The sequence below is a fragment of the Rickettsia endosymbiont of Rhinocyllus conicus genome (assembly GCF_964026465.1).
Lineage (GTDB): Bacteria > Pseudomonadota > Alphaproteobacteria > Rickettsiales > Rickettsiaceae > Rickettsia.
Genome location: NZ_OZ032155.1, coordinates 689,114 through 705,903 on the forward strand (window position 1 = coordinate 689,114; position 16,790 = coordinate 705,903).

Consider the following 16,790-nt stretch of genomic DNA (forward strand, 5'->3'; position numbering starts at 1 on the left):
TTTTCCTAACCTCTAAATCCAAAGATACTAGATTTTTTTTTAAGCCAGTCTCTTTCAACTGTTAACTGGCCTATTTGCTCAAATAATGATTTAATTAAATCTTCTTGGCCGGTATCTTGTTGTTTAGATTTCGATTTAAATCCAGAAACCATAAAATCTAAAGCTTCTTTCTTCCATTTATAAATCTGATTAGCGTGAACACCATATTTGCTGGTAATTTGAGCTATAGTCATTTCTCCAGATATTGCTTCAATTGCTATTTTTGCTTTTTCTTCTGCACTATATTTTTTAACTTGTTTTTTCATTTTTTGCTCCTTTTCCTAGGAGATATTATACCTACTTTTCTCTATTTTCTTGTCTAGTTTTTGGGTACCATTATAAAATTGACCAGGGCATAATATTTCATCTTTATTGGGTAGGGTTGCTTTAAGTTTGATAGTACCGCTATTAGAGTCAATTGTATTGTCAATGAATACAATCTCTCCATCAGAATTTTTTTGAGATTTATTGATTTTATTTAAATGTTCTTCCGGTACAGGAAAACTAACATAAATAGGCGAGATAGTGTTAATAGTTACTAAAGTAGTTAAGCCTGCTTGTGCTAGATTTCCTATATCTACATTACTTTCGCTAAGTTTGCCGTCAAAAGGTGCTACTATTTTTGAATATTCAATTTGTAAATTTGCATCAGCAATAACAGCCTTATCACGTTCAACAGCAGCTTTAAGCACGTTCATATTAGTAAGCATCTGTAAATATTGCTCTTCAGAAACAGCATTTTCTTTATATAAATTTCTATATCGTGCTTCTTCTTTAATAGCATTTTCAAGGTTATATGTATCACTTAATAAACTTGCTTCTGCTTGTTGTAATTGATTTTGAAATGGACGAGGATCAATTTCATATAATAAATCATCTGCTTTTACTTCCTGCCCATCATCAAAATTTACACTTAATTATTTGTCCAGTAACTTGTGACTTAATATCTGCAGTTTGATAAGTTTCGGCATTACCCGCAAGCTCTATAATATATGGTGCATCTTTTCTAATAACTTTTGTTACTTCAACCGGTGCTGCGATATTGCTTAAGTTATTTTTTTTGTTCCGATGTATCACTAACCAAATTAATAATATTACAAGTAGTACTACTAATATCGTTAATACCAAATTCCGCATTATTATTTTAAGCATTGTTTTATTTGCCTCAATATCTACTTTATGTACTTGTAGACGAATTTTTATTTGGAAAAGAGCAAGGCACTTTGAAGCTTATAACCGCAGCGTATATATAATACGTGAGGATTATAAGCGAAAAGTAACGCCGCCAATTTTTCAAATAAAAATTCGTCTACCACTCTCCACCCAACGCATGGAATACATTAACCATACTACTTAACTGTGAAAGCTTGATAGAAACTCCATCTATTTCGTTCTGTAACATATTCTGTTTAGCGGTAAGTACTGTTAAATAATCTATATTACCATGTTTATAACGCTGATTTGCCAATTTAAACACGGATGTTAAAGCTATTTCATTTTGTCGCCAGATACGAAAATTATCACTCGCTGTTTGCTGAGCTGATAAAGCATCTATAACCTCTCCAAAGGCTGTACGCACAGTTGCTTTATACATAGCTATGTATTGTTGTTTAGTACTTTCCGCAATCTCTACATTAGCTTTAGTTTTACCGAAATCAAAGATAGGACCAGCTATAGTACCACCTATTTGCCAAGTCTCAGCTGAGCTACCAAATAGAGTATTTAACTTATTACTGCCAAAACCTAATAAACCTGTTAAAGAAATTTGTGGGAAATAAGAGGCTTTTACTGCTCTTAAATTGCTATCAGCCGCAAATAAATTCTGCTCTGCTGCCTTAATATCCGGTCTTTGCTCTAAAAGTTCTGACGGCAATATTGATGGTAATACGGGCGGGGTAGGGAAATAGTCTATAGGTTTATCACGATAAACTAAGCCGTTTACTATATTTTCAGGGGAACAACCTAGTAAAATCTTTAAAGCTGTTTCTTGCCCTTGTCTCTCTTGCACTAAGGGCGGAAGCGAAGAGTTGGTAAGAGCAAGCTCGGAAGCAGCTTCACTAACTGATATTAAATCGCCTACACCAAGATCGTATAGCTTTTGAGTAAGCTTATAGATTTCGGTTTGAGTTTCTATTAGTCGCTTGGTTAGATATATTTGTTTATCTAATGCCAGAATATTAAAATAGCTGATAGCAACATTACTTATAACGGTTAGCCGTACTGCTTCCTTGCTATATTCGCTTGCTAGTAAAGTTCTACGGGCTGACTCACTAGCATTAGCAGCTAGCCCCCATAAATCTATTTCGTAATTAAGTACGCTACCAAGCCCAAAATTATTAGAAATTTTTGGCTGATTTGGTTGTTTTAATTGTTTACTGGTTTTTGTGCGGTTTACGCTACCTTGTAAATTAATCTGTGGAAATCTATAAGAATTAACAAGGTTATATTGAGCTGTTGCTATCGCTATATTACTCATTGCAAGTTCAATATCAGAGTTATTAGCTAAAGATTCCTCAATTAAGTTATTAAGTACCAAATCGTTAAATTGTAACCACCATTTAGAAATCTGGTTATTTTGAGGTGTTAATGAATAATTATTCCAACTATTAGGTAATGGTAGGTTAGGGGGGTTATCATGTGTTGCTTTACAGCTGCATAGTAGTAGAAGTGATAGAATTATAATATTCTTGTAAAATGACGTAGCCAATTTTTGAAGTTTAACGAGTATATACATTAAAATAAATTAATATTACTTTAATTTTAATTATGATTCTTTAAACTATTATGTCAATATACTGCAATCTTTTTTCAACTAACTATTTTTAAAGCATGTAATAATGTTACTAACTTCTCTGAAATAACTTTAATATTATAGGTTTGAGTTAGTTTTAGATAAGCTTTTTGGGAAAGTTCTTTTGCTTTTTGTGGGTGGTCTATTAGATACGCAATTTTTTCGGCTAAATCTTCTGCTGATCCGGCTTTGCAAATTAGCCCGTCTTGCATATGTTTTAAGATTTCGCTAGGACCTTCGGTACCTGTACTAACTATAGGCAGACTATTTTCCATTGCCTCAAGTACTATGATGCCAAACGGTTCATGTAGCGATGGGAGGCAAAAAATATTAATTTGTTCAAAAAATTTATCTTTATCATTAACCCATCCTATAAATAATATTTTATTTTGTAAATTAAGTTTATTTACTAAAGCAGTTATGTTATCTTGTTCCTCTCCATTACCACCTATAACTGCTTGAATTTCATAATTTTTATCCTGTAAAATTTTGATACTATTGATAAAAACATCAACACCTTTTTTAGCTACGAACCTTGCTAATACGCCAATTACCACCGGTTTTTTATATGATTTATTAGGAGTAAATTTTTTGGTGATATTTATCATATTTGGCAGGATAAATATTTTAGATTCAGAAAATTTATTTTTTAATAAATGCTCTTTCATATGATGCGTTAGGGCAATAACAAAATCGCATTTAAGTAGTCCCTTTAGGCTATAGTTATGAGCAATTCCAATTAATCTAATATTAGATGTTTTAGCAAGTTTACTAAAATTTATTGCTCTATTGCCATGAGCTATAATAATATCAGGCTTAGTTTTATAGATTATATATTTAAGAATAAGAACTGAAATTAAATCAAAAGGTAATAAATTAGGGAGCTTAAAGCTTTTAGATATAAACGAATTTATTTTTGCTTTATAGGAGGTAATATTTATTACCTCAATATTCTGCATTTTAAGAGCTGTGTTATAGTCTAAAAAAGCTTGTTGTATACCGCCAAGGTCACGACTTAGCATAATATTAAGTATCTTCATTTTTACTTTAATTTCTCAATTTCTTCTTTGCTAAGTTTAGTATATTTTATAATTCTTTCTAAAGGCTCATTATTAGCTAGCATTTCTTTAGCAATATTTATAGCTTTACCATATCCCCCTCTAGCTTCAGCATCCATAATTTTCTGCTCTTCTACAGCTAAGTTATCCATTTCAGTTTTTAGCATTTTCTCATAGGTGTTGAGATCTTCTTCCGACCAACTAGCTTGATCTAAAGCGTAAAAAGCTTTTTTCATGATAAGATCATGACCTATTAAATGCTCCATTTCTTCTAATGTACTTTGATGTGCATGTTTAAAGAAATATACCCATTTTTCTTGAAGATTCTCTAATTGGTCTAGTTCTTTATTAAACTTTTCTAGCTCTATAAAAATAAAGTAAAAGTCTTGTAAATCATTCTCATAAGTTTTAGTATCAAGTAGCCTATGGTTTGATCTCCAGTCCTCTTTATTTGGGAATAGGATAAAATCGGCAATGGCTAGGAATATGACGCCTTTTAGCTTGGCATATACTGCCATTTTTTTGTGATGTTCATCCTCTTTGATTATTTGCCTTGAATAGGCTTTTGCAGCATAAAGTTGGGCTCTTTTTTCAAAACCTGGATGTTTACTTATCTGCATCTCTACAATAAATTGCGTGCCGTTTTCATCTTTGCACAATACGTCAACAATAGATTGTCTATAAACTGCAATATCAGGGTCTTGATTGGTTTTTAAAAAAGTAACTTCTTTAATTTTTTCTTCCCCTGTATAACCTAAAATGTCATTTAAGAAATGGATAAGTATGTCCTTATTCTTTTCAGTGCCGAAAATTTTTAAAAAGGCATAATTATTTTTAGGATCTAAGAAACGTGAAAGTAGCATTTGAAATCTATTTTTATATATAATAACTTCATTATAGCAAATTCCAAGAAATTTGCTATAATACAATCTTAAATATTAGAATTACATTATGAGTAGTAAGATTAACTTTGTAAAAATGCATGGTCTTGGTAATGATTTCGTTATTATTAACAAGAAAGATTTAACTGGTACATACGATTTATCACAACTGGCAAAGAGTATGGCAGAACGTCATTTAGGTATTGGATGCGATCAATTTATTATCTACGAAGAGCAAAATGATTCTTATGAAATGATTATCTATAATATTGATGGTTCTAGTGCTAAATTATGCGGTAATGCTACAAGATGTTTAGCAAAATTGATCTATCTTGATACAGGTAAAAAAGATATTACTGTAGTAGTGGGTAATAAGAAATTACTGTGTAATATTATCGATGAAAATAATATTAGTGTTAATGTAGGCGGGGTTAGTTTTAATGAATCTTGGATGCCAAGTCGTGATAAGATTTGGGAGTTTGCTGAGCGTTATATGATTGATTTAAAGGAAACTATTTGTGTTGATGTCGGTAATCCGCATTTGGTTATTTTTAGTAAGCTAGAGCTGCAAGATCAAAAAATTGTCGGTGAGAAATTACAGGATAAAGATTTGTTTATAGACGGCGTTAACGTTAATTTTGCTGAGGTTAAAGATAATAAAATTTACTTGTCGGTTTGGGAGCGTGGAGCAGGGCTAACGCTTGCTTGTGGTAGTGGAGCTTGCGGTAGCTTTGCTGCTGGTTTAAAGCTCGGTTTTATTCACTCACCATGTGAGGTGGTATTTAAACATGGTAGCCTTATTATGAAAGAAGAAAATAGTAATATAATAATGCAAGGACCGGCTACGATGGTAGCTCAAGGGGTATATTTTGTGAGTAATCTAAAGCAAGAAATAGTAACATTTGGTTGCCGCCTTAATATTTATGAAAGTGAGATAATAAGAAAAAATCTTGCAGCTTCAGGGCTTGATAATGTTGCAGTATTTAATACTTGTGCAGTAACTAAATCTGCTGAGAAACAAGCACGAGGAGCTATTCGTGCAGCTAAAAAAAATAATCCTGATTTTAAAATTATCGTCACTGGTTGTAGTGCTCAAACTAACCCTAAAATGTATGGCGATATGCCGGAAGTTGACAAGGTTATAGGTAACGAAGAAAAGCTGCTGCCAAGTCACTACCAAATTAATGATGAAAAAATAGTCGTTAACGATATAATGTCAGTAAAAGAGACCGCAAACCATCTAATTAGTAGTTTTGATGGCAAATCTCGGGCTTTTATTCAAGTGCAAAATGGTTGCGATCATAATTGTACTTTTTGTATAATTCCCTATGGTAGAGGTAGAAGCAGGTCAACAGCGATCGGAGCTATAGCTGAGCAGGTGAAACATTTAGTATTAAATGGCTTTAAGGAAGTTGTTTTTACTGGTGTTGATGCTACAGCTTATGGTAGTGATTTACCAGGAAGCCCAACTTTTGCCCAGATGATTAAGCGTGTTTTGAATCTAGTGCCTGAGTTAAAAAGGCTGCGGCTATCTTCGATAGATGTAGCCGAAATAAATGACGAGCTTTTTGAGCTTTTAGCCTATAATGAAAGGATAATGCCCCATTTTCATATTAGTTTACAAGCAGGTGACGATATGATATTAAAGCGGATGAAAAGACGGCATAATAGAGCTGAAATAATCGAGTTTTGTAACAGGCTGCGAGCAATTAGACCTGAAGTATCTTTTGGAGCTGATATTATAGCAGGTTTCCCGACAGAAACGCCTGAAATGTTTGAAAATACTAGGAAGTTAATTGCGGAAGCTGAGCTGCAATATTTACATGTTTTCCCATATTCTGAGCGTGAGGGAACAGCGGCGGCTCGTATGCCCCAAGTACCGAAAGCTATTAGAAAAGAAAGAGCTGAAATTCTAAGACAAGAAGGGCAGATACAATTAGCTGAGTTTTTCAAGAAGCATATAGGGCAGAAAGTAGAATTGTTGGTAGAGAATAATAACATCGCCCACACTGAGAATTTTATACCGGTAAAGCTAGACGAACCACTAGAAATAGGGCAGATATTTAAAGCAAAGCTGGTGGGTGTGGAAGATGGGTGTATGAAATGTATACTCGTGCAAAAAATTAAAAAGCAAGTAAGAAAATCATGGATAATATAGAAACAATATTAAGGCTGGCTAAAGAGAAGATTTTGTTAGTTCAAAGTCTAAAAATTTTACAAGAATATAAAGTAGAGTTTTTAGGTAAAAACGGCATAGTTACTAATGAGCTTAAAAAATTAGGTTCTTTAAGTGAGCAGGATCGTAAAGAATTTGGCTTAAAAATCAATAAGTTAAAAGAAGAAATACAGAATATAATAAAAGCCAAAGAAGAAATTCTGGAAGAAGAGGAATTAAACCTTAAGCTCTCTAGCGATAAAATTGATTTAAGCTTACCAGCAAGAAGATATAAGCAAGGTTCAATTCATCCAATAACTCAGTGTATGGAGGAATTAATCCAAGTATTTGCTAAGTTTGGTTTTTCGATAGAAAGCGGTCCGAATATTGATAATGATTTTCATAATTTTACTGCTCTTAATTTTGAGGATGACCATCCTGCAAGGCAAATGCATGATACTTTTTATTTAAAAGGTCAGGAAAATGATAAACCTATGTTACTTCGTACTCATACCTCCACAGTGCAGATTAGGGCTATGAAAAACGGCAAACCGCCTTTTAGATTTATAGCACCAGGTAGGACTTATAGATCGGATTCTGACATGACTCATACGCCGATGTTTCACCAAATAGAGGGGCTTGTTATTGATAAAGATATTAATATGGGACATTTAAAATATGTCATCACGGAATTTATAAGATGCTTTTTTGAAAACTCGAATATTGAACTACGTTTTAGACCAAGCTTTTTCCCATTTACTGAACCTTCAGCCGAAGTTGATATCCGGATGAGTAAAACCGATAAATGGCTTGAAGTTTTAGGATGCGGAATGGTTCACCCAAACGTACTTAAAAATGTCGGCATTGATAGTATCCAGTATCAAGGCTTTGCTTTTGGTCTTGGGGTAGAGCGTTTTGCGATGTTGAAATATAATATTAAAGATTTAAGACAATTTTTTGAAGGTGATGTGCGTTGGCTGAAACATTATAGCTTCTCAAGCTTTGATATACCAAATTTAGCAGGAGGGCTTACGAAATGAAATTTACCTTATCATGGTTAAAACAGTTTTTAGATACATCAGCTTCGGTTACTGAAATTGCCCAAAGCCTAACTGCTATTGGGCTTGAAGTAGAAGAAATAATTGACAAAGCGGCAGATCTACAAAAGTTTGAAGTAGCATATATAGTAAGCACTAAACCTCATCCATCAGCCGATAAATTAAAGATTTGTGAAGTTGAAACCAAGAACGGCAATTTGCAAATAGTTTGCGGTGCTAGCAACGCTAGAGCCGGTATTAAAGTAGTGCTAGCTAATATCGGTGTTGAAATTCCCAATGGCAAATTCAAGATTAAGGAATCTAACATTAGAGGGGAAAAAAGTTGCGGTATGCTTTGTTCTGAAGAGGAATTATTGCTTGCTTCTGAATCCGAGGGCATTATGGAGTTACCTAAAGATGCCGTAATCGGTAAGTCTTTTACTAAATGTTACGGCTTAGATGATCCGGTATTTGTTATTAATGTCACTCCTAATCGTGGGGATGCTTTGGGGGTTTACGGCATCGCAAGAGATTTGGCAGCTAAGGGAATAGGAACACTTAAAGAGTTAGAAATTCCCAAAGTGAAAAGTACATTTAGCTCTAAAATAAAGCTTAATATAAAAGATAAAGAAGCTTGCCCGTTATTTACGTTCAGAGAAATACGAAATTTAAAAAATAAACCAAGTCCTGACTGGCTTCAGAAATTGCTTAAAAATATTGGTGTAAAGCCTATATCAAGCATAGTTGATGTGACAAATTATATGTCCTATAGCTTCGGTCAGCCAATGCATGCTTATGATGCGGATAAGTTAAGGGGGGATGTTAGTGTAAGTCGTCATTGCGAGGAGCATAGCTTTGATGCAATCTCAGGACAACAAAACGAGATTGCCGCGGCTGCTTTGCAGCCTCGCAATGACGCATTCCACGCCCTGAACGATAAAAAATATCTACTTAATGAAAATGATCTAGTTGTAAAAGATGAAAATGGCGTGCAAGCTTTAGCTGGTATCATTGGCGGACTTAGTAGTAGCTGTGATAGTAATACAACTAATATCTTACTAGAAGCTGCTTGTTTTAATGCTAAGATGGTTGCAGCGAGCGGTAGGCGACTACAAATTGATACTGATTCCAGATATCGCTTTGAGCGTAATATTGATAGAAACTTTACCGAAAAAGCTTTAAATATAGCAACTGATCTTATTTTATCAATATGTGATGGTGGTGAAGTATCAGAAATAGTAATATCTGGGGAAAAAGAACCAGCAAAGAAAACGTTGGATTTTCCAGTAGATTATCTAGAAAAAATCACCGGAATTAAATTAAATATCAATGAGATAGAGGTAATTTTAAATAAACTTGGATTTGTAACTGATGTCAAAAATGAAGTGATAAAAGTAACTCCTCCGTCTTGGCGTCATGATATAAATATTTTAGAAGATTTAGTAGAAGAAATAACCCGTGTTTATGGTTATGATAAGATAGAGAGCATAAAACTACCGGAATTAGAGCAGGATAATAGCCGCTTAAGAGATCATAAAAGGATATCTAGTTTTAAAAGGATACTTGCAAGCAAAGGTTATGATGAGGTAGTTACCAACTCGTTTATGAATAGCAAGGACGCTAAATTATTTACTGAGCTAAAAGATGAGCTATTTTTGCTAAATCCTATAAGCGTTGAGGATGATTATATGCGTCCTACTATCGTGCCGAATTTACTTGATATAGTTCGAAAAAATCTTGCACGTTCTATAAAAGATATGGCTTTTTTTGAAGTCGGTCCAAATTTCTTAGATTTGAATAACGAAGCGACTTATTTAACAGCAATTTTAACCGGTTCATATAATAATAAAAACCCTCATTCGATGGGGCGTAGCTATGATATTTTTGACCTTAAAAGTGATCTAGAAACTGTTTTTGATTATGCCGGTTTATCTATAGAGAAGTGTATTGTATCAAATCAGGCTACACCTTTATATTATCATCCGACTAGATCGGTAAATTTAGCCTTGGGGAAAAATTTATTAGGTCACTTTGGGCAGATACATCCTAAAATATTAAAGCATTATGATATTAAAGAGGAAGTATTTGCGTTTGAATTAAATATAACGAATTTACCTATATCTAAAGCTAAATTCGGCAAGAGGGATGAATTTATAATATCCGATTATCAAGCTAATTTTAGAGATTATGCATTTGTTGTTGACGAAAATCAACCAGTTGGTGAAATAATGTCATACATAAATAATTTTAATAAAAAGCTTGTCAAATCAGTTATATTATTTGATATTTATAGCGGTGATAAATTACCTAAAGGTAAAAAATCTATTGCAATTAGAGTAGGGCTTCAAGCTGATGATCGCACTTTAAATGAAGATGATTTAAATTCATTCAGCAAAGATTTAATTGCCAATATTGAGCAGAAATTTCAAGGAACATTAAGAGTGTATACGTAGATAGAACTTCAAAAATTGGCTACGTCGTATTATAAGATCTGCGGTGCTCACGTATTATATATACGCTCCGCTCCTTATATACTTCTTGCTCTTTTTGAAGTTGATCTTCGTCTACCAATTCTTTTATTTATTCGGAGTATAATAATATGTTAAAGGTAATAGTTGAGACAAAAACATTAGTTCAAGCACTCGGTTTTGCAAGTTCTGTTGTTGAAAAACGTAATGTAATATCCGAGCTTGCAAATATTAAACTATCGGCAAAGAACGGGCTGTTAGAGCTTAGCTCTACCAATATGGACTTATATTTAAGCCAAAAAATAGGAGTGCAGGTAGTAAGTGAGGGTGAGCTTACTGTCTCCACTAAAACTTTAAATGATATAGTTAGAAAGCTTCCTGATTCAGAGCTTACCTTAACTGATTTAGGTACTACAGGGCTTGAAATAACAGGAAAAAATTGTCGTTTTAATCTATTTACTCTGCCGGTAGAGTCTTTTCCTGTGATGGATAATATTAATCCGGAAGCTAGCTTTAAAATTTCTTGTGCTGATTTTGCTAAAATAATCGAATCAACGAAATTTTCGGTTTCTTTAGATGAGACTCGATATAATCTAAACGGCATTTATTTGCATGTAAAATATAGCGAGTTTTATGCTGCAAGTACCGATGGGCATAGACTTTCTGTTTCATCTGTAGCGTTAGCTGAAAAAATAGAGGATTTTGGTGTTATATTACCGCAGAAGAGTGCTGAAGAGATTTTAAAGATAGTAAAAGATTCTAAAAATGCAAATGCAGATATAGAAATACTTTTAAGTAGTAACAAAATTAAGTTCATATGCAATGAAAATGTTATTATGCTATCAAAACTAATTGATGGTACTTTCCCTGATTACAGTAGCTTTATTCCAGAAAATAGCAGCTCAAAACTAGTAATTAACCGCAAAATATTTGCCGATACTATCGAGCGAATAGCAATAATAACAGTTGAAAAGTTCAGAGCTGTGAAACTATCACTATCTACCGAAGCTTTAGAGATCAGTGCAATAGGGGAAGCACGAGGAAATGCAAAAGAAGTTATTAATTCTTCAAAAGAGACAGAAAATCTTTATGAGTATAGTGGTGAAACTAATTTAGATATAGGCTTCAATCCGCAATATTTAGAAGACGTTCTAAAAGCTATAAAATCAGATTTAGTAGAGCTATATTTCTCAAGCGTTTCAGCTCCTGTACTCATTAAATTCCCTGAAAGCCCTAAGGATATATTTGTAGTCATGCCCGTCAAAGTATAGTGTAGTCGTTTAATTTGAAAAATTGGCTTCAGCTATTTTATAAAGCCCTATACAAGCGAATTTTGCAGGATTCGCCTTTGCTCACGTACTAAGATGTACGTTGTGCAGGCTCACCTTAAAATTCATCTTGTCTAGAACTTTTAAAATACGCTGATCATTTTCTTTTGCTGATAATCCTCACGTACTAGTATATACGCTGCGGTTATCAACTTCAAGACCGATTCCTCTTTTCTAAATTAAACTTCGTCTACCTTTTCCTTATCATCTAGTTCCTAAGCCACGGGATGCTTTGCCTGCGTGGATCGAAAAACGTCCTCGGGGTCATCTAGTTGCTTGGGAACTAGATCCAGAAAATAATAAAAAATACTAATTTTATTAGTATTTTTAACTGGATCCCGTGAATAAATGTCATTGCTAAAGTAAAGGGGACCACTAAATTGCACGAAAAAGGGACCAGAGAATTTGGTGTAACCTAATAAGGTTATAATGTGCAATATTCACTAGATAATTAATTAAAATAAATATCTAGTGATACAATGATAAGAATAAATATGTACACAACAATTATCACCCTTTATAAGCAAGGCAACAGTCAAAGAAATATTGCCAAACTAACAAGGATAGACCGTAAAACAGTAAGAAAAATAATAAATCGTTACGTAGAGTCTGGTACAGAATATCCTGCACCCTATGAACGATCTTCAGCACTGGATTCTTGGCACGAACAAATAATTGAGTTATTAGAAAAGAATCTAAGTTACATAAGAATTTTTGAAGAGTTAAAAATTCAAGGTTATACAAAAAGTTATGGTTCGCTAACCCGTTATATCAAAAAATATAAGATTCAGAATAACAGTTGCATTCGTTTTCATACTTTAGCAGGAGAGGAAGCACAAGTAGATTTTGGTGACATAGGCTTACAGTATAATGCCCAAGGGCGTAGAGTTAAAGCATATGTGTTTAATATGCGTTTAAGCTATAGTCGCCTTGATTATTATGAAGTAGTGTTTGATCAAAGTTGTAAAACATGGATACAATGTCATATCAATGCATTTAATTATTTTGCTGGTAGTCCAAAAGTAATAAAACTTGATAATCTTAAAGCTGGGGTGGTAGATAGCAATTTCTATGAGCCTGTATATCAGAAGGAATACAAACGTTTAGCTGATCATTATGGGATTTTACTTTCTCCTTGTCGTATATATCAACCTCAAGAAAAAGGCAAAGTAGAATCAGGCATAAAGTATGTCAAAAATAATTTTTTTGCTGGACGTAAATTTCATAGATATGAAGAATTAATACACGATCTTGCAAACTGGTTAAATAAAGCAAATAACCGAATACATGGTACTACTAAAAAAATTCCTCAGGAACTATTTGAGCAAGAAGAAAGTAATAATTTAATGCCCTTACCATTAGAAACGTTTGATTTATCATCGTGGCATAATCGAAAAGTAGCAAAAGATTGTCATATCACCATAGATAATAATTATTATTCCGTACCAGCAAAATATATATACAGTGAAGTATTGGTACAATTATCACCAAACCTTGTTCAAATATTTTCTATACTGTCATTGTCAAATAAAAAGGGACCACTAAATTACGTAAAAAAGGGACCACTTTATTTAAAATTTTTTATGTCATATTACCTCCAGATTTATAGTTATTAATACGATAACTTTTACCTGTGATGTTTAGTATATGTGCATGATGTACTACTCGATCAATAATTGCATGAGTTAATAACTCATCAGCAAATATTTCATTCCATCTTTCAAAATCCTTGTTTGTGGTGATAATGGTAGATTTATTTTCATATCGTTTAGCAATAATATTAAAAAAATCATCTACTGAATGTTTTGGTAATTGCTTAAAACCTAACTCATCAAGAATTAATAAGTCAAATGATAAGAGTAATTTAACTTTTTTGTGATAGCTATTATCTGCTCTTGCAATATGTAAATTATAAAGCATATCCGATACCGTAGTAAAATATACAGAGTATTCTCGTGTTAAAGCTTTTAATGCTAATCCAATAGCAAGATGAGTTTTGCCAGTTCCAGAATTACCTATGAATATGACATTGCCCTTAGTATTAATATAATCACAAGTAGATAAATCACTTATTACTTTGGTATCAATACTTGGTTGGAACTGAAAATCAAAGTCTTCTAAATTTTTAGTTACCGGTAATTTAGCAGCATTTTTACGACGACGGTAATTATTATCCTTACGGTGAGATTTTTCATCTTCACATAATAGTGAGAGAAATTCTTTAAATCCTAGTTTATTATTTTGAGCATAAATAATCCTTTCATTTAAGCTATTGACTATACCTGATAATCTAAAACTACGTAGGTCATTAAGCAAGTTCTGCATTCTGACCTCCAAACTCTGGCAATGGTAAGTTTACTGCATTACTATTTAAGATATTCTTAATTTTAGAGTAAGAACTTATACCGTAATGTAATGCTCTATGACAGGCTTTATCTATTAACTCATCATTGTAAACCTTACGTAAAGAAATAATACCTCTGGCACAACGTTGCCAATCATTTACTCGTGTTTGTTGTAATAACTCTAATAATAAACTGCAATTATTGCCTATCTGCTGCATTTGTTGTTGATAATGTTCGCTATATTCTATAAAACCTGGGCATAGACGTTTATATTTGGCATAATGAGACGGATTAGTGGTAAATATTCCTTTGCCATCTACTCTAACGTGCCTTGCTATTAAATCATTTTGTATAGAAAATATTTGAACAAGGTTTGGTGATAATTGTACCAATACTTCACTGTATATATATTTTGCTGGTACGGAATAATAATTATTATCTATGGTGATATGACAATCTTTTGCTACTTTTCGATTATGCCACGATGATAAATCAAACGTTTCTAATGGTAAGGGCATTAAATTATTACTTTCTTCTTGCTCAAATAGTTCCTGAGGAATTTTTTTAGTAGTACCATGTATTCGGTTATTTGCTTTATTTAACCAGTTTGCAAGATCGTGTATTAATTCTTCATATCTATGAAATTTACGTCCAGCAAAAAAATTATTTTTGACATACTTTATGCCTGATTCTACTTTGCCTTTTTCTTGAGGTTGATATATACGACAAGGAGAAAGTAAAATCCCATAATGATCAGCTAAACGTTTGTATTCCTTCTGATATACAGGCTCATAGAAATTGCTATCTACCACCCCAGCTTTAAGATTATCAAGTTTTATTACTTTTGGACTACCAGCAAAATAATTAAATGCATTGATATGACATTGTATCCATGTTTTACAACTTTGATCAAACACTACTTCATAATAATCAAGGCGACTATAGCTTAAACGCATATTAAACACATATGCTTTAACTCTACGCCCTTGGGCATTATACTGTAAGCCTATGTCACCAAAATCTACTTGTGCTTCCTCTCCTGCTAAAGTATGAAAACGAATGCAACTGTTATTCTGAATCTTATATTTTTTGATATAACGGGTTAGCGAACCATAACTTTTTGTATAACCTTGAATTTTTAACTCTTCAAAAATTCTTATGTAACTTAGATTCTTTTCTAATAACTCAATTATTTGTTCGTGCCAAGAATCCAGTGCTGAAGATCGTTCATAGGGTGCAGGATATTCTGTACCAGACTCTACGTAACGATTTATTATTTTTCTTACTGTTTTACGGTCTATCCTTGTTAGTTTGGCAATATTTCTTTGACTGTTGCCTTGCTTATAAAGGGTGATAATTGTTGTGTACATATTTATTCTTATCATTGTATCACTAGATATTTATTTTAATTAATTATCTAGTGAATATTGCACATTATAACCTTATTAGGTTACACCAAATTCTCTGGTCCCTTTTTCGTGCAATTTAGTGGTCCCCTTTACTTTAGCAATGACACTATACAAAATGATTTAATAGCAAGGCACGTTAGAGTAGATGGCAAAGGAATATTTACCACTAATCCGTCTCATTATGCCAAATATAAACGTCTATGCCCAGGTTTTATAGAATATAGCGAACATTATCAACAACAAATGCAGCAGATAGGCAATAATTGCAGTTTATTATTAGAGTTATTACAACAAACACGAGTAAATGATTGGCAACGTTGTGCCAGAGGTATTATTTCTTTACGTAAGGTTTACAATGATGAGTTAATAGATAAAGCCTGTCATAGAGCATTACATTACGGTATAAGTTCTTACTCTAAAATTAAGAATATCTTAAATAGTAATGCAGTAAACTTACCATTGCCAGAGTTTGGAGGTCAGAATGCAGAACTTGCTTAATGACCTACGTAGTTTTAGATTATCAGGTATAGTCAATAGCTTAAATGAAAGGATTATTTATGCTCAAAATAATAAACTAGGATTTAAAGAATTTCTCTCACTATTATGTGAAGATGAAAAATCTCACCGTAAGGATAATAATTACCGTCGTCGTAAAAATGCTGCTAAATTACCGGTAACTAAAAATTTAGAAGACTTTGATTTTCAGTTCCAACCAAGTATTGATACCAAAGTAATAAGTGATTTATCTACTTGTGATTATATTAATACTAAGGGCAATGTCATATTCATAGGTAATTCTGGAACTGGCAAAACTCATCTTGCTATTGGATTAGCATTAAAAGCTTTAACACGAGAATACTCTGTATATTTTACTACGGTATCGGATATGCTTTATAATTTACATATTGCAAGAGCAGATAATAGCTATCACAAAAAAGTTAAATTACTCTTATCATTTGACTTATTAATTCTTGATGAGTTAGGTTTTAAGCAATTACCAAAACATTCAGTAGATGATTTTTTTAATATTATTGCTAAACGATATGAAAATAAATCTACCATTATCACCACAAACAAGGATTTTGAAAGATGGAATGAAATATTTGCTGATGAGTTATTAACTCATGCAATTATTGATCGAGTAGTACATCATGCACATATACTAAACATCACAGGTAAAAGTTATCGTATTAATAACTATAAATCTGGAGGTAATATGACATAAAAAATTTTAAATAAAGTGGTCCCTTTTTCACGTAATTTAGTGCTCCCTTTTTAT

At 32.8% G+C, this 16,790-nt stretch carries 15 protein-coding genes and 1 pseudogene; 8 read left to right on the forward strand and 8 right to left on the reverse strand.

Annotated features, from left to right (window positions below):
* Nucleotides 1–5: 5 nt before the first annotated feature.
* The 6 genes from AAGD54_RS03665 to AAGD54_RS03690 all read right to left on the reverse strand — a co-directional run bounded on the left by AAGD54_RS03665 (nucleotide 6) and on the right by AAGD54_RS03690 (nucleotide 4,751).
* Complete coding sequence (locus AAGD54_RS03665; protein ID WP_045812944.1) at nucleotides 6–305, reverse strand: transposase; 300 nt, start codon at nucleotides 303–305, stop codon at nucleotides 6–8.
* Nucleotides 306–320: 15 nt separating this feature from the next.
* Nucleotides 321–899, reverse strand: coding sequence for an efflux RND transporter periplasmic adaptor subunit (locus AAGD54_RS03670; protein ID WP_341795172.1), 579 nt, complete (start codon nucleotides 897–899; stop codon nucleotides 321–323).
* A gap of 40 nt (nucleotides 900–939) precedes the next feature.
* Complete coding sequence (locus AAGD54_RS03675; RefSeq protein WP_341795032.1) at nucleotides 940–1,191, reverse strand: RND transporter; 252 nt, start codon at nucleotides 1,189–1,191, stop codon at nucleotides 940–942.
* 157 nt (nucleotides 1,192–1,348) lie between these two features.
* Nucleotides 1,349–2,773: a TolC family protein gene (locus AAGD54_RS03680; protein ID WP_341795033.1), complete on the reverse strand. Its 1,425-nt coding sequence runs from the start codon at nucleotides 2,771–2,773 to the stop codon at nucleotides 1,349–1,351.
* A gap of 74 nt (nucleotides 2,774–2,847) precedes the next feature.
* A complete protein-coding gene (locus AAGD54_RS03685; protein WP_341795034.1) occupies nucleotides 2,848–3,870 on the reverse strand; it encodes a glycosyltransferase family 4 protein in 1,023 nt (340 codons plus the stop codon).
* A 2-nt stretch (nucleotides 3,871–3,872) separates the two neighbouring features.
* The gene (locus AAGD54_RS03690) at nucleotides 3,873–4,751 is read right to left on the reverse strand and encodes an Rpn family recombination-promoting nuclease/putative transposase (protein ID WP_341795035.1); all 879 of its coding nucleotides are present in this window, start codon (nucleotides 4,749–4,751) and stop codon (nucleotides 3,873–3,875) included.
* An 88-nt stretch (nucleotides 4,752–4,839) separates the two neighbouring features.
* Between AAGD54_RS03690 and dapF the strand changes: the two are divergent.
* From dapF to istA (AAGD54_RS03720), 6 genes and pseudogenes are all read left to right on the forward strand, one after another.
* Nucleotides 4,840–5,640: pseudogene (gene dapF, locus AAGD54_RS03695) on the forward strand (diaminopimelate epimerase); the annotation flags it as partial.
* The gene (mtaB, locus tag AAGD54_RS03700) at nucleotides 5,617–6,927 is read left to right on the forward strand and encodes a tRNA (N(6)-L-threonylcarbamoyladenosine(37)-C(2))-methylthiotransferase MtaB (RefSeq protein ID WP_341795173.1); all 1,311 of its coding nucleotides are present in this window, start codon (nucleotides 5,617–5,619) and stop codon (nucleotides 6,925–6,927) included. The pseudogene dapF and the gene mtaB, both read left to right, overlap by 24 nt.
* On the forward strand, nucleotides 6,915–7,964 hold the full coding sequence (pheS, locus tag AAGD54_RS03705) for a phenylalanine--tRNA ligase subunit alpha (protein WP_341795036.1): 1,050 nt from the start codon (nucleotides 6,915–6,917) through the stop codon (nucleotides 7,962–7,964). Before mtaB ends, pheS begins: the two co-directional genes overlap by 13 nt.
* Entirely contained in the window at nucleotides 7,961–10,414 is a 2,454-nt protein-coding gene (pheT, locus tag AAGD54_RS03710) for a phenylalanine--tRNA ligase subunit beta (RefSeq protein WP_341795037.1), read from the forward strand. Before pheS ends, pheT begins: the two co-directional genes overlap by 4 nt.
* Before the next feature lie 146 nt (nucleotides 10,415–10,560).
* Nucleotides 10,561–11,700 (forward strand): DNA polymerase III subunit beta, encoded by a 1,140-nt coding sequence (gene dnaN / locus AAGD54_RS03715; protein WP_341795038.1) that lies wholly within the window; start codon nucleotides 10,561–10,563, stop codon nucleotides 11,698–11,700.
* Nucleotides 11,701–12,251: 551 nt separating this feature from the next.
* Nucleotides 12,252–13,373 carry an IS21 family transposase gene (istA, locus tag AAGD54_RS03720; protein ID WP_341795039.1) on the forward strand — a complete coding sequence of 374 codons (1,122 nt, stop codon included), beginning with the start codon at nucleotides 12,252–12,254 and terminating at the stop codon, nucleotides 13,371–13,373.
* Here istA (AAGD54_RS03720) and istB (AAGD54_RS03725) read toward each other — a convergent pair.
* Both istB (AAGD54_RS03725) and istA (AAGD54_RS03730) read right to left on the reverse strand, forming a co-directional pair.
* Nucleotides 13,339–14,082: an IS21-like element helper ATPase IstB gene (istB, locus tag AAGD54_RS03725; RefSeq protein ID WP_341794290.1), complete on the reverse strand. Its 744-nt coding sequence runs from the start codon at nucleotides 14,080–14,082 to the stop codon at nucleotides 13,339–13,341. The genes istA (AAGD54_RS03720) and istB (AAGD54_RS03725) overlap by 35 nt on opposite strands.
* Nucleotides 14,066–15,472, reverse strand: a complete 1,407-nt coding sequence (gene istA, locus AAGD54_RS03730) for an IS21 family transposase (RefSeq protein WP_341794291.1) — start codon at nucleotides 15,470–15,472, stop codon at nucleotides 14,066–14,068. Before istA (AAGD54_RS03730) ends, istB (AAGD54_RS03725) begins: the two co-directional genes overlap by 17 nt.
* Before the next feature lie 108 nt (nucleotides 15,473–15,580).
* Between istA (AAGD54_RS03730) and AAGD54_RS03735 the strand changes: the two genes are divergently transcribed.
* Together AAGD54_RS03735 and istB (AAGD54_RS03740) are read left to right on the forward strand one after the other, a co-directional pair.
* Complete coding sequence (locus AAGD54_RS03735) at nucleotides 15,581–16,009, forward strand: hypothetical protein (protein ID WP_341795040.1); 429 nt, start codon at nucleotides 15,581–15,583, stop codon at nucleotides 16,007–16,009.
* Complete coding sequence (gene istB, locus AAGD54_RS03740; RefSeq protein ID WP_341794290.1) at nucleotides 15,993–16,736, forward strand: IS21-like element helper ATPase IstB; 744 nt, start codon at nucleotides 15,993–15,995, stop codon at nucleotides 16,734–16,736. The genes AAGD54_RS03735 and istB (AAGD54_RS03740) overlap by 17 nt, the downstream gene beginning before the upstream one ends.
* The last annotated feature ends 54 nt before the right edge of the window (nucleotides 16,737–16,790 follow it).

What these genes read in the sequence shown, in the direction of transcription:
- istA (WP_341794291.1), bottom strand. Translation starts at nt 15,472, where the DNA reads ATGTACACAACAATTATCACCCTTTATAAGCAAGGCAACAGTCAAAGA.
- istB (WP_341794290.1), top strand. Translation starts at nt 15,993, where the DNA reads ATGCAGAACTTGCTTAATGACCTACGTAGTTTTAGATTATCAGGTATA.
- istB (WP_341794290.1), bottom strand. Translation starts at nt 14,082, where the DNA reads ATGCAGAACTTGCTTAATGACCTACGTAGTTTTAGATTATCAGGTATA.
- mtaB (WP_341795173.1), top strand. Translation starts at nt 5,617, where the DNA reads ATGGTAGCTCAAGGGGTATATTTTGTGAGTAATCTAAAGCAAGAAATA.
- pheT (WP_341795037.1), top strand. Translation starts at nt 7,961, where the DNA reads ATGAAATTTACCTTATCATGGTTAAAACAGTTTTTAGATACATCAGCT.
- AAGD54_RS03680 (WP_341795033.1), bottom strand. Translation starts at nt 2,773, where the DNA reads ATGTATATACTCGTTAAACTTCAAAAATTGGCTACGTCATTTTACAAG.
- AAGD54_RS03675 (WP_341795032.1), bottom strand. Translation starts at nt 1,191, where the DNA reads ATGCTTAAAATAATAATGCGGAATTTGGTATTAACGATATTAGTAGTA.
- istA (WP_341795039.1), top strand. Translation starts at nt 12,252, where the DNA reads ATGTACACAACAATTATCACCCTTTATAAGCAAGGCAACAGTCAAAGA.
- pheS (WP_341795036.1), top strand. Translation starts at nt 6,915, where the DNA reads ATGGATAATATAGAAACAATATTAAGGCTGGCTAAAGAGAAGATTTTG.
- AAGD54_RS03665 (WP_045812944.1), bottom strand. Translation starts at nt 305, where the DNA reads ATGAAAAAACAAGTTAAAAAATATAGTGCAGAAGAAAAAGCAAAAATA.
- dnaN (WP_341795038.1), top strand. Translation starts at nt 10,561, where the DNA reads ATGTTAAAGGTAATAGTTGAGACAAAAACATTAGTTCAAGCACTCGGT.
- AAGD54_RS03685 (WP_341795034.1), bottom strand. Translation starts at nt 3,870, where the DNA reads ATGAAGATACTTAATATTATGCTAAGTCGTGACCTTGGCGGTATACAA.
- AAGD54_RS03690 (WP_341795035.1), bottom strand. Translation starts at nt 4,751, where the DNA reads ATGCTACTTTCACGTTTCTTAGATCCTAAAAATAATTATGCCTTTTTA.